This is a genomic window from Sphingobacterium shayense (genome assembly GCF_013179575.1).
Taxonomy (GTDB): domain Bacteria; phylum Bacteroidota; class Bacteroidia; order Sphingobacteriales; family Sphingobacteriaceae; genus Sphingobacterium; species Sphingobacterium shayense.
In genome coordinates, this window is sequence record NZ_JABMCQ010000130.1 from 1 (window position 1) to 12,646 (window position 12,646).

At 41.9% G+C, this 12,646-nt stretch carries 12 protein-coding genes; 7 read left to right on the top strand and 5 right to left on the bottom strand.

Features of this window, described 5'->3' with window-relative positions; translation table 11 throughout:
- Positions 1-1,518, bottom strand: a 1,518-nt coding sequence (locus HP439_RS13975) for an alkaline phosphatase family protein (RefSeq protein WP_281358198.1), incomplete at its 3' end; no start/stop codon positions are given.
- Between the two features lie 376 nt (positions 1,519-1,894).
- On the opposite strand from HP439_RS13975, the gene HP439_RS13980 reads away from it, so the two are divergent.
- Positions 1,895-3,445, top strand: a complete 1,551-nt coding sequence (locus tag HP439_RS13980; RefSeq protein WP_172390959.1) for a glycoside hydrolase family 43 protein — start codon at positions 1,895-1,897, stop codon at positions 3,443-3,445.
- A gap of 203 nt (positions 3,446-3,648) precedes the next feature.
- On the opposite strand, the gene HP439_RS13985 is transcribed toward HP439_RS13980, so the two are convergent.
- From HP439_RS13985 to HP439_RS14000, 4 genes are all read right to left on the bottom strand, one after another.
- Positions 3,649-3,930 carry a hypothetical protein gene (locus HP439_RS13985; RefSeq protein ID WP_172390960.1) on the bottom strand — a complete coding sequence of 94 codons (282 nt, stop codon included), beginning with the start codon at positions 3,928-3,930 and terminating at the stop codon, positions 3,649-3,651.
- Positions 3,924-4,676 (bottom strand): hypothetical protein, encoded by a 753-nt coding sequence (locus HP439_RS13990; protein ID WP_172390961.1) that lies wholly within the window; start codon positions 4,674-4,676, stop codon positions 3,924-3,926. The genes HP439_RS13985 and HP439_RS13990 overlap by 7 nt, the downstream gene beginning before the upstream one ends.
- A gap of 442 nt (positions 4,677-5,118) precedes the next feature.
- The gene (locus tag HP439_RS13995) at positions 5,119-6,402 is read right to left on the bottom strand and encodes a nucleoside hydrolase-like domain-containing protein (RefSeq protein WP_216657854.1); all 1,284 of its coding nucleotides are present in this window, start codon (positions 6,400-6,402) and stop codon (positions 5,119-5,121) included.
- A 196-nt stretch (positions 6,403-6,598) separates the two neighbouring features.
- Positions 6,599-6,988, bottom strand: a complete 390-nt coding sequence (locus HP439_RS14000; RefSeq protein WP_246229369.1) for a winged helix-turn-helix transcriptional regulator — start codon at positions 6,986-6,988, stop codon at positions 6,599-6,601.
- A gap of 125 nt (positions 6,989-7,113) precedes the next feature.
- On the opposite strand from HP439_RS14000, the gene HP439_RS14005 reads away from it, so the two are divergent.
- From HP439_RS14005 to HP439_RS14025, 6 genes are all read left to right on the top strand, one after another.
- Positions 7,114-7,881, top strand: a complete 768-nt coding sequence (locus HP439_RS14005) for a nuclear transport factor 2 family protein (protein WP_172390962.1) — start codon at positions 7,114-7,116, stop codon at positions 7,879-7,881.
- 2 nt (positions 7,882-7,883) lie between these two features.
- Complete coding sequence (locus HP439_RS19795; RefSeq protein WP_484592847.1) at positions 7,884-8,111, top strand: DUF2798 domain-containing protein; 228 nt, start codon at positions 7,884-7,886, stop codon at positions 8,109-8,111.
- Positions 8,112-8,398: 287 nt separating this feature from the next.
- Complete coding sequence (locus HP439_RS14010; protein ID WP_172390963.1) at positions 8,399-8,959, top strand: Crp/Fnr family transcriptional regulator; 561 nt, start codon at positions 8,399-8,401, stop codon at positions 8,957-8,959.
- Positions 8,960-9,121: 162 nt separating this feature from the next.
- Positions 9,122-10,516 (top strand): TolC family protein, encoded by a 1,395-nt coding sequence (locus HP439_RS14015; RefSeq protein WP_246229370.1) that lies wholly within the window; start codon positions 9,122-9,124, stop codon positions 10,514-10,516.
- A gap of 2 nt (positions 10,517-10,518) precedes the next feature.
- Positions 10,519-11,475: an HlyD family secretion protein gene (locus tag HP439_RS14020; RefSeq protein WP_172390964.1), complete on the top strand. Its 957-nt coding sequence runs from the start codon at positions 10,519-10,521 to the stop codon at positions 11,473-11,475.
- Positions 11,476-11,545: 70 nt separating this feature from the next.
- Positions 11,546-12,547 carry an ABC transporter permease gene (locus HP439_RS14025; RefSeq protein WP_343043553.1) on the top strand — a complete coding sequence of 334 codons (1,002 nt, stop codon included), beginning with the start codon at positions 11,546-11,548 and terminating at the stop codon, positions 12,545-12,547.
- The last annotated feature ends 99 nt before the right edge of the window (positions 12,548-12,646 follow it).

Sequence of the window (12,646 nt, forward strand, 5' to 3'; positions counted from 1 at the left end):
CCGGAATCCTAATCCAATCGGAGCTTCCCGTGCTTGTTTTTTAGGAACCCCTTGTGCCTCTTCATTTGCAATACGGACATGTTCCACTTCGGTGTCGATTGACGAAGACACCTTTCCTGTTTCCGGCTTATTGTTATCTGGTATTGAAAATGGGGGGATATGGTCGTAGTAGCCATCATTTTCATCGTATGTTACAATTACTATTGTTTTCTTCCATACCTCTGGATTCTGAGTGAGAATATCCATTACTTGGGAAACATACCATGCTCCATACCAAGGTGCGCTGGGATGGTCTGAAAAGTTCTGTGGTCCCGCCAGCCAGGAGATTGTGGGTAGTGAGCCGTTTTCCACGTCCTTACGGAATTGGTGAAAAAGATCTCCTTTTGGGATAGAAAGCTCTCGGTTGACGCCATTATCTCTGTAGGAGAGTTTATCAAGACTGCGGTAGTTGGGATCGCCTTGGTTGGAAATAAATGCCCTTTGGTGGAGACTTTTTTCAGTAGTGCTTAGCAATTCAAAATTTTTTTGATTCCACTTTTTAAGCTGCGTCGTTGCCTCGTCCAGAGCTTTTTGTTTGTTTCGAATATCGTTCTGCACCTTTTTGGCTCGTTCTTCGCTTGAGGGGCTTTCTTCTTGCAATTTAGTTATCTGTCCGGGTAGCGTGTCGACACGTTTTTGTAAATTCTCAATATAACGCTTTTGGAATTTTACGTTATAAGGAGCGAAGAATTCAAGCAGATTACAACCAAAGTTACTGAGCCATGATCGTTCTTCACCGGAAAAGCCACCGTTAGCACTTAATTCGTTTTGGTAAAAACTCCAGGAAATGCCATTCTCTTCTAATAATTCAGGAAATGTTTTCCAAATGTGTTTGCCATACGAGTAGTCTTCGTTACGTATGTTTGCTTTGGGTAGACCATTCTCTTCGTTGGTAATTTTTCCTGTCCAAAAGAATGACCGATTAGGCGTGGTACTTGTCATCGCTGAACAGAAATTTTGATCACACACGGTAAAGGCATCCGCAAGTGCATAATTAAACGGCAGATCCTCACGCGTATAGTGACCAAGGGTAAGTGGCATGGCCGAATACTTTGCGTGGTGTGATTTCTTCGCTGGTAACCATTTATCGTATTTGCCTTCGTTATAGGCATCGACTTGACTGGCGCGAGAGTGGGGAAGATCACCCGTCCATGTACTTTTACTATTTTTGATATTTAGCCGGAAAGGAGCGTACGTTCTGCCTGTAGCGTCGGTTTGAAACCAAACGGGCTTTTTATCCGGGAGGTTAATAGCCCGAGGGTCATTATAACCTCTAACGCCCGAGAGTGTACCTAGAGAGTGATCGAACGAACGATTCTCCTGCATCAAGATAACAATATGCTCCGCGTCAAGGTAGGTGCTGCCCGGCGCGGGGTTTATCGCCATGGCTTTTTGGATTGCAGTAGGCATTACGTTAATTAATCCCGTGCTTCCGGAAAGCAAAATAGCTTTTCGGAGGAATTCTCTTCTATTATCCATTTAAATTTTAGTAAAGGTTTATAGCATTAAATTTAAGGTATTCAGGATCCTTTGCCTAGCAATTTAGTGATAAAAAGCTTTAAGTGACAGTATTGTTACGTTTGGAAAGTTTATCAAGAAAATTCTCAATGGTGTTCCTAAAGATGACGTAGGGAACTTTTCTATAGCGTTTCAAAATTATGTGTTTAACGGCCGAAAAATTAAAGTTGAACGGATCAGGACGTCTGCCAACCTTGGGTTTTGAATCACGGAATTTCTATCGAACAAGATTGGTAAGATCGATAAAATGAATTATTTTGGTCTCTCTGTTTTCGAATCATAAATTCTAAAAAGTGTATCTTACAAACGAAATCGTTAATAAACCAAATCGTAAGTGATGCGTAATAAGTTGAGTGTAAAATCTATTTTAGTATTTTTTTGTATTTTATTGTTTGCCCCTTTAGAACTTTTATGGGCGCAGCAATCCGCCCATATTCCAGGCGATTTTGCCGACCCCTCAGTGATTGCAGCGAATGGTAAATACTATAGTATTGGTACCTCTAGCGAGTGGGCACCCCACTTCCCGATCTACAGTTCAAGTGACTTAAAAGACTGGACACAAGAGGGCTTCTTATTTGAGAAAACTCCCGAATGGGCTGGGTCATCTTTTTGGGCCCCCGAATATTTTTATCATCAAGGATTATATTACGTGTATTACTCCGCCAAACGTAAAGCCGACGGTGTATCTTGTATTGGTGTTGCAACCTCAAAATATCCTGATCGTGGTTTTATAGATCACGGGATTATTGTCGCCTATGGTTCAGAAAGTATCGACGCATACGTCGTGAAACAGGGAGAAGATCTATACATGACCTGGAAGGCGTACGGTCTGGACGACCGTCCGATTGAAATTTTAGGTAGTAAAATGAGTGCAGACGGTATGGCGCTGGAAGGTGATCCGTTTACCCTATTAAAAGACATTGAAGGAGTGGGCATCGAAGGACAGAGCTTTGTGAAAAAAGATGGTTATTACTATCTTTTCTATTCCCTAGGCGCTTGTTGTGGTCCAGGGTGTGACTACCGTGTACAAGCGGCACGCAGCAAATCTATTGAAGGTCCATACGAGCAGATTGGTGAAACAGTGCTGCTTGGTGAAAACCAAGGATGGAAATGTATGGGACACGGTACGTTCATACATGACCAAAGGGGAAAGGAATTTTATCTTTATCACGGTTACAGCAAAGATGGGAATGTAAACACAGGCCGACAGGGACTATTGGCCGAATTAGTATGGTCGGATTCGGGCATACCGTCCTTTGAATTCATTCCGCAAACGGAGGCTAAAGCAACTGGTCTAAAAGCGAACTTTCAGTTAAAGGACAGTAAAAATTTGTTTTGGCAGTGGGATTTCAAATATTCTACTCCGTCCTTTAGAACATCGAGCGAGGGATTGGCCATTTCAGCGGAGGTCTCAGCGGAAAATAAAGTAGGTGCAGTGCTGACACTTCGACCTAGTGTTACTTCGTATAATTTTAGTACCCTTATTGATTTAACTACCAGCCAACCCGAGCTCCTAAAAGGTCTTGTCATTTATGGCGATCATAATAACGCTATCGGTGTAGGCATACAACATGAGAAAGCCATATTGTGGCGTGTGCATGAGGGTAAGTTTGAAAACTTAGGTGAGGTGCCTATCGATAAGTCCCGTAAAAACATTGGTCTAAAAATCGAAGTTAAATCTGATAATTCCTGTGCAGCCTTTGTGGCTATGGAGGAGGGCTCTTGGCAGAAGTTGCCGGCTATAGACCCTTCGTTATTTTCTCTTCAGGGGCTTGCACCATGGGATAGAAGTCCACGTTTTGGTTTGCATCTTAACGGTGATAGCGTGGTGAAAGGGACGTTTATGATTTTCGACTACAACGAGCTGTCTAGCGCCCCAGCGAATTAATCAGGTAGGTTCGCGTACAGAACTTGGTTTTACCTTCATCATACCTACGAGATTAAGAATGTGGACATAAAAAGAGGTACCCTGTTGGTTTATAGTAAGAAAAATGACGGCGTTAACTGCCGTCATTTTTTATTCTTGAAAACCTGGTTACATCATCGAGACTCGGTTTTTCTATATTTGCTAGAACCCTTTGCAGTAACACTCTACTGGGAGCTGCTCATCGTCTCATATAAGCGATTAAGCAGCGTCTGTATTTGGCCGGCATTTTGATTCGAAAATGCAAATTCGTCCGAGAATCTACTTGCCCCTCTAAGAAATTCTTTCAATTCAAGTTGATACTGTGTATGGTTTTGACTGGTAAACTTATCTTTATACTTGGTTAAGTAGTTCAGATACCGTCCTACAGAAGCATCAATTAAAACTTCTTTTTCGATTAACTGAAGGAGTTGTAGGTAATCTTTTTTTATTTTTTCCGAATTTACCATGGAAGAGGGATCTCTGTTACTAACTTTTTAAAGGCGTCATCTCTAAGAACCAAAGGTACGAATATTTGTTGTTCTCCTCCTGGCAGGTGCGGGTTAATTATCCCTTCGGCAATTGGCTGTCTCGCCGTGGTACCTTGCCAGACTTTCAACGTCTGCGCTTTCGGAACTTCGTATTCGTAGAATTTACTGAAATTATTCCATGCCGGTTGCACTGCAGTGCCACCAATAACATCTCCGATCGAACCGGGTTTTTCTATGGTCCAGTATCCACCTGCAGGATTACCACCCGTAATGCGGTAAATCTTTGCCCCCTCAGGTAACGAAACGGCGGTAGCGTCCACAAAGTTGGCAGCTTCTACAGCCGGCAAATCTAAATCTGGACTACTCCATTCTGGATTGCTTTTACCTTCAGTTAAGCCGTTTGGTGCATAATCAGATTTTTCAATTCCAGGTATGTTATCCCAGTCTTTTACGTATACCCGTTGGTGGTAGATGCTAACGGAATTTTCGAGATCTTCCATCAGATCCGCCTGGTCACTTGTCGTTGAAAAGGCTTCTTTGAGTTTAGTTTTGTCCAAGCCTTTCTCTATCCATTCCATTAGTTTGGCTTTTGTGCCTTTTCCAAGCGACATTTCAAGATCGTCCATCCAAACGGTTGAATTCTCAATATCATCGTTAATTAAGTCATCGTCTGATGAACAGTTTACAGCAAGTTGACTCGTTAATATCAACAAGATTAACATCATTTTTTGTCTAAATCTAATCATAAGATTGTTAGGTATTTGGGTTGTTTTAAAATGTATTTTATAAAAAATTAATATGCTTTTCTTTACCCTAAATTATACGTTATAATTTTCATTGATTAAAGAATTGTAAAGTAAAACAATAGAAATTAACCAAGCAATAGAATAATTAACACAATCGATTGCGTAACATATAAATTACGATTGAAATATTCACTTTGACGACTCGGTAATTACATGGAAAAAGAAAAAAAATGCTAACGATTATTCGGAGCTAGATGATATGGGGCACTCGCAAACGGCTTGGGGTGTAAGCTAGGATTAGCGAACGGCTGTATTTACGAAACATCAGCGTACGAGGCATTATTTTACAATAAAATCCTTCTTTGTAGTTGATTCAACAGATTAGCGTTTAAAGTCGATTGAGCACTATAGAGAAAGCGAGCTAGTCGAGCCACCGCCATCTTTGTGCCCAATCGGAAAGATATTCTGTACGGTGACGCGACAGCGTTTTTGCACCCTGCTGTCCTTCTAAAAAATATTCAGGCTCCATAAGATCTCCGTACCAGTTGGAGCCGAGTGGATAGTCATCTCTATTTCGCGCTGCCGGCCAAGGGGTTTCGCTTACAAATTCACCTTTGAGCCCGTTGATTTCCGTTATCTTACTGCGTGTGCTATACTGAAAAATTCCTTTCTGCTTTGGACTGTATCGGACAGCATAGTTTCCCTGCCCAGTGTGATATCCTGGCCACGAGTCGTCTTGAATATCTATCCAAAAACAAATACTATCGACAGGAATCTCCGTATCGGGTCCTTTGAAATGCCATTCTACAACGCCGTAAGCAGGTACCGTATCTTTTAATGTAGAACGTCTTTCGAAAATATGTTTCGAGCTGTAGGAAATCGGATGGTGTTGACCACCCCAACTTGGTTTCGTTGGATCATCAGGTCGGCCATGGAGTAGATAGCCTAATGACGGTGTATCGCCCATTTTAATTTTCCCACCGTAGTAGTTGATAAAATCATCCCCCATGTACCCATGTCCCCTAATATAGTTTGCATAATAGTTTTCTTGGCTTAGCGGACCGTCTGTTTTAGGATCCTCCATAAACCAACCGCGGTAGGTAGCATTTGATTCAATAAACCATAAATCAGGATGTTTGGATGCGATATAATCGTAGGCATTGGTACTCCATTTTTTGTTCGGTCCACCGATCCAAAAAACACGTATTTTATTCTCGATCTCCGGAGCGTCGTGCAGCGCTTGTGCCAAGTCTTCAAGTCCACCCCACACCAGTATCCACAATGGTTTATTACTCGTTTTTTTCGCACATGTTACAATCCACTGGGAACCCTCGGTCGCGGATGTATAGCCCTTAAAAGGTGCCGACGCGGCAGCCCCTTGCTTGCTCACGGCGCGTAGCAGGTCGGGATCTGCGAGATCAGCTTGATGTATTTTTAGCTGTTGATAATCTTTTTCATAATTATCGATCATCCGAAGGATTTCCTGCTTTCGTCCTTTACCATATGGCGAGGAGATAATACCTTCTATTTGTACTTTGTCCGAGTACATCATCAAGTGGATTAACGACTGATTATCATCGGGGTCTGTTCCGCCAATATCGCTACTGACGATAACACGTGGTTTTTGCTGCTCACTTTTAGGTTCGGTGCAACACGTAAACAACATGCCTGTTAGCAATAATAGGTATTGATAGGAACGGTACATATAGGAAGAATAGTTAACTTCCTACTAAGTTATAATTTATTTACAGCTTTTTTCAGAAAGTTTCAAATCCCTATCTTCGCGCCGATAAGCTAATGTATGTGAACTAGAATTTTTACCATTTCCTTTACATTCATTGTGAAAGGATAGACATAGACCGGTTCCTAAGCAAAAAGAGTAGTTTTAAAAATAAAAAATTTTATACAGTGACGGACTTGTTCAGCTGCCTTTCGGAAAATTCATTCATATATTCAGTTCCCCAGTTTTCCATCAGATTGACGATAGGTAAAAGCGATTCACCCATCTCGGTAAGAAAATACTCTACTTTTGGTGGAAGGACAGGATAAATGATCTTTTCAACCACTCCGTGTTCTTCTAGCTCTTTGAGTTGAAGGTTCAGAACCCGTTTGCTTGCATCGGGATGTTTTCTGGCTAATTCGCTTGGTCTGTGTACACCTTTATGAATGGAGTCAATTAAGCAGGGTTTCCATTTTCCGCCAATAATTTCAAGGGTAATGCTCATTCCACAACTAAAATCCTTTGGTATTTTTTTCTCGTACATCGTATTTAATTTTATAGTATAGGACAAATTTAGTTATATTTTAATTTATGGGTATAGTGACAATATTTTCACTATATCAATATTTTGCCCCATATTTTATCCCATTTCGGATGTCTATACTTTTGTGTCGTACTATTTAAACAATAAACGACATGGAATTAACAAATCGAGACAAAGCGGAAGCTATTCAAAATAGCATCGAAACGGAAACATTGGCAGAAATAGGGCTAATCAGCCCAGAATCCTATAAACAACATAATCCCAATGTAGAAACCGGCCTCTCTGCTATTCTGGCATTACATGAACAGATGCCGATGGAAAAAGTATATACAAATGTAGTTCGTAAATTCCAAGATGGTGACATTGGGTTCGTTCATGTAGATTATTTTCTTTTTGAACCCACCGTCGCTTTCGATATTCACCGTTTTGAGAATGGGGTGAGTGTTGAACACTGGGACAATCTTCAAACCAATACGAAAAAACTGAACAAAAGCGGGCGAACGATGACTGACGGGAAAACCAAAGCGATCGATCATCACAAAACGGATGACAACAAGCGTCTCGCTCGTGATTTTGTTCAAAAGGTGTTGGTGGAAAGAAAGAACAATCTTCTACAGACCTATTTCAAAGATGATGAATTGATCCAGCATAATCCGCATATGGGCGATGGTGTGCAAGAGTTTTTTAACGTCTTATTGGAATGGGAAAACGAAGGAGGACCTCAGACCTACACAAAAATCAATATGGTACTTGGAGAGGGGAATTTTGTTTTGGTCTTAAGTGAAGGATATTTCCGGGGTGAACATTCCGCGTTTTATGATCTTTATCGTATTGAAGAAGATAAGATTGTTGAACACTGGGACGTCATCGAAGCGATACCGGAACCGGAAAAACGAAAAAATAATAACGGAAAATTTTAACAATGAAGAGTTGTCACAAATATTATAAGTTCATTAACACGTTTTTGGTTGTTTTGCCCACAACCTTGGCGATATCAACGATCTTACATTTAATCAAAGGAACTATTATCGAGAGTCGTCTCGATGGTTTTTTTAAATCCTGGCTTTTTTTGTTACCTATTGCTTACCTATGCGTATTGTTACTTTTGCCATTAGCAAATAAGATAACCAACAGGATCGTCAAAAAATAAACCGAATAGAAGGGCGATCGAGTCGTAATGTCCCTACCAAGAGTCTTCTTCAGGGAAACGGTAACTTGGGTTGCCCATCTATTTTTGAGAATATAACATTTTATCCGATCGGTTTTTAGCATGTGTATGTTCGCTAAACCTTTAGATATGGACGGTTTATCCATTAGGTAGCCAAACACGTACCCTTTATTAGGGTCAGACTGGCTAACTTCATTTCGTCTCGTTGAATTATTAAACGAAAATGGGTGAAATACGCAGATATCATTAAAACCTATTATCTTTAAGGCATGGATTTAATTAGCTATTTTAAAGACACCCTAGGCTGGCCCGACGACTTAATAGAAACCATCGACGTGGCATCCTCAAAAAAAGTGTTTTCAAAGAAGCAGGTTATCTTGCCGACCGATAATTACGCTAGGAATGTCTTTTTTGTTGAGCGTGGTATGGTGCGCATGTTTTATAATAAATCAGGTAAAGATATAACCCATTATTTTTTTAACGAAGGCGCTTTTGCTGCCGGCTCGGAAAGCACTTTTTATCATAGAAAGTCTATTTACGGGATAGAAGCTGTTGAAGATGCTACCATCACGGTTATCCCGTTCCCATTGATCGAAGAGCTGGCCAAACAGTCTATCTTGGTAAACCAATTGATTCAATCTATTCTTTTACAATCGTTAATCGGCTTTTCAACCAGGCTACACGGCTTACAGTTCGAGACAGCGCAGGAGCGTTATCAAAATCTGATAAACCAGCATCCTGATATTCTCCGAAGGGCACCGTTAGGAGATATAGCTTCTTATTTAGGGATATCCCAGCAGACTTTAAGCGTCATTCGCGCGCAACGCTAAGCTCCAGAAAATTTAATTGTAATCACCAAAGGATTAATTAGCGCTTACGTCCTGTTTTATAGCTTGTTTTTATCTTTTTCGCTTGAAAAACTATTTTTTAAGATATCTTAAAAAATACAAACATTAATAGCCCGATATTTGTTTCTCGATAAATGAACTGATATGATGAGAAATAGATTAGCCTTGGGTTTATTGGCCTTAAATGTGCTTTTCTGCGTTAGCCAGACCACCGCACAAACGGTAATAGATCCGCTGGTAAAAAGTGTTATTCATGCAACGTTTCAAACCAACAAAGACATTATGCTCAAGGGCTACGATGTGGATAAAACGAACCTAGAGATTGACGGTGTGAACTCCAACAGACTTCCTCACGTCTCGGCAACGGGCTTATACGGCTATATCCATAGTAACGGTAGCTTAGACTTACCCGCAGTTGAGCTGCCGTTACTTGGAGAGTCGCTCTTTTCTGGCGTGACCGATTTTCGGATGAACACACAAGCCGCCTATGCAGGGGTTTCTGTGCGCCAGGTAATTTTCTCAGGCTTACAGATACCTAATGGGCAGCAGGCATTAAAACAGAAAGCAATAGCCCAGCAGTACTTGGTGGAAGCCAGCAAGGAAGAGATTGCAAAGGATATTGCGATAACGTTTGATCAGATGATGCTGTTGGATCAGGTCGATGAGCTTATTCAGGATTCAGAGAAACGACTAAAGAAGGAACAGCTTAAGGTAAATAAGGGTATCGAAAATGGGTTAGCAATACCCTATGACCGAGATAAGTTAAAGCTTGCCCTACTGGAGCTGGAGCAGAAGAAAATGGAGTCGGCAGGAAATCGGGATCTTTTGGTAAAAAAGATTCAACAGATTTCCGGACTCACATCTTCCCAGGTTGAACAGATACGCTATGAACTCTCGCCCGTGTTTCTTGCTTTAGACTCTACCAAGATGCAGGATCGTTCGGAACTTAAAGCGCTGGACGCTTCCGGTAAAGCTTATGATTATTTATTGAAAAAGGAACGTGGTGGCGTATTGCCAACAGTCTTTGCTTTTGGTTCAGCGAACTACATTAACCTCCATAACACCAACTTGACGATTAAAGATCAGCCGCTGGTAGGGAACCTTGATCTTTCAAGTAATTACCTTAAAGGAAGACCGAACCTCATGGTCGGTGTCGGTCTGAAGTGGGATATTTATAGTGGGGGAGCTCATAAAAATAAATTACGTCAAGTGGAGCTTGACAAGTCTATTAACGCAACAAAACGTGCGGATGCACAGCAGAAGCTTGCACTGCTTTTAGCTAAAAATAAGGTTAGCTATCAAACAGCAAACCAAAAGCTAAGCGTCAGTGAGCAGCAAATCACGGTAGCCCAGAACAATTTGAAAATGGCTTCCCGTCAGTTAGAGGCGGGACTCATCGACGTGACAGAACTGCTTGCTTCTGAGAATGAATGGTACAAAGCAAGCTTAAGCTATTTCAGCAACATTATGGCGCAGCGTTCCTCCGCTTTGGAGCTGCTTCACGCATCAGGGAATTTAATTTCAGTTATTAACGAATAAAAATGAAAAACTTCAAATATATACCAGTTGCTCTGCTGTTTTTCTCTTGTGCCGATCAAGCAGAGAAAAAGCCAATCCAAGGGAAAATAGAGCGTGAACAGATTACTGTTGTAACTAAGGTCCCAGGCAAGATTGCAGAGCTTTTAGTTAATGAAGGCGACTACGTCCAAGCAGGTGATACGCTCGCGATTTTAGACATTCCAGAGGTTGATGCGAAGGCTGAACAGGCCCAAGGAGCGTTGCAGTCTGCCGATGCACAATATGATATGGCTCGAAAAGGAGCCACCAGTGGGCAGCTTAAGCAGTTGCGCGCAAAAGTGGAGGGTCTAAAAGAACAGTACGAGTTCGCACAGAAATCAATAGATCGGTTAGAAAATTTACTTGCCGATAGTTTGATCTCTCAACAGCGTTTTGATGAAACCTACGCGAAATATCAGGGTGCAAAAAACCAGTATCTCGCCGCGCAAGCTGAACTTGCGGAAGCAGGAAGTGGTGCGCGCCTCGAACAGCAAATGATGGCTCTGGGCCAGAAGGAGCGGGCCAAAGGGGCGGTGGCTGAAGTACGGGTTGCTGCTAAAGAGAAATATGTGCTCGCTCCACAGGATATGACCGTTGAGAGCATAAACCTAAAAATAGGAGAGCTGGCCGTGGCGGGTTATCCCATTGTAAATGGATCGCTCACTGGCAGCACATATTTCCGCTTTACACTACCCGAGGATCGGGTAGGCACACTAAAGAAAGGCGATACCGTCAGTGTTTCACTTCCCTACCTGCAAGGGAAAACTCTTAATGGCAAGGTCGTTGCTATTCGGACGCTCAATTCATACGCCAACATTGCCACAGCGTATCCAGATTACGAAACGCAACAGTCACTTTTTGAAGTTAAGGTCGTTCCCCAAGATGCTCTGGGAGCAAATGATCTTTTAACAAAAGCGTTAGTTGTTTTAGATCTACAATAGAAGGGGGATAGACGTGAGAAAAATTTACGAATTGATTTGTCGGGAGTTTAGGCTCTTTTATAACAATAAGGTGCTGCTCGTACTGTTCCTCGGTGCGCCGTTACTATACGGTGTATTGATTGGGCATGTTTATCAAAAAGGTAAAGTCACCCAGATGCCTGTTGTTGTGGTCGATGAAGACGGGAAGGAGCTCAGCGGAACATTCATCGATATGCTTAATGAGAACGAAAGCGTCAAGGTTGCAAAGATCCTACCATCTCTTTTTGATGCCAAGAATATCGCTATTGAGCAGGAGGCTACAACGATTGTCCATATACCTCGAGGCTTCTCATCCGGCGTACAGCAGGGACGTCTTCCAGAAATCACTATATTTGTAGATGGTGCCAATACGTTGACCTCCAATACTGCGCTCATGGCTGTTAACGTTTGTGCGATGACCATGAAGGCAGGTATAGAGATCCAGACGCAAATGAAAAAAGGTGTTCCAGCCTCCGTGGCGTCACAACAGTATGAACCTTTTAAGACCACCATCATTAAACAAAATATTCGCAGTGGCAACTACCTTTATTTTATGCTGCCTGGTGTCTTGATTACCGTGCTTCAGCAGGTCCTGCTGCTTGGTCTTGCACTTTCTTTTTCGCAGGAATTTGAGAATGGTACATTCAAAAATTTAACCGAAAAGGTGTCAAACCCTTTTTTACTCATCTTGGTGAAAGTGATACCATATATTTTGATGTCGGTGGGTATCATTGCCATGTATTGGGGCTTTGGATTATATTACAAGATGCCGCTACAGGCGGATTTCTGGTGGTTCGCCCTTTGCGCGTTTATTTTTGTACTAGCCGTTAGTTTTATTGGCGTGCTGGTAAGTGCGGTGTTACCTACACAGCTCAAATCAACCGAGGTTCTTATGGTTATTGCAACACCAGCGTTTATCATCAGCGGTTTCACTTGGCCTTCCAGTTTGATGCCTTTTTGGGTACAGTGGATTGCCAATGTGGTTCCCTCGACGCATTTCCTGCGTATCTTTAGGTTGATGTTTATCCAGCACGCCAATAAAACTAACGGCTAGTACAAAAATAAACGCGCAAAGGGCGAACCACCAGAAATCCGCCTGTAGCGGCATCTTGTAATATAATCCAAAGCCCCAATACATGGCAATGATACCCAC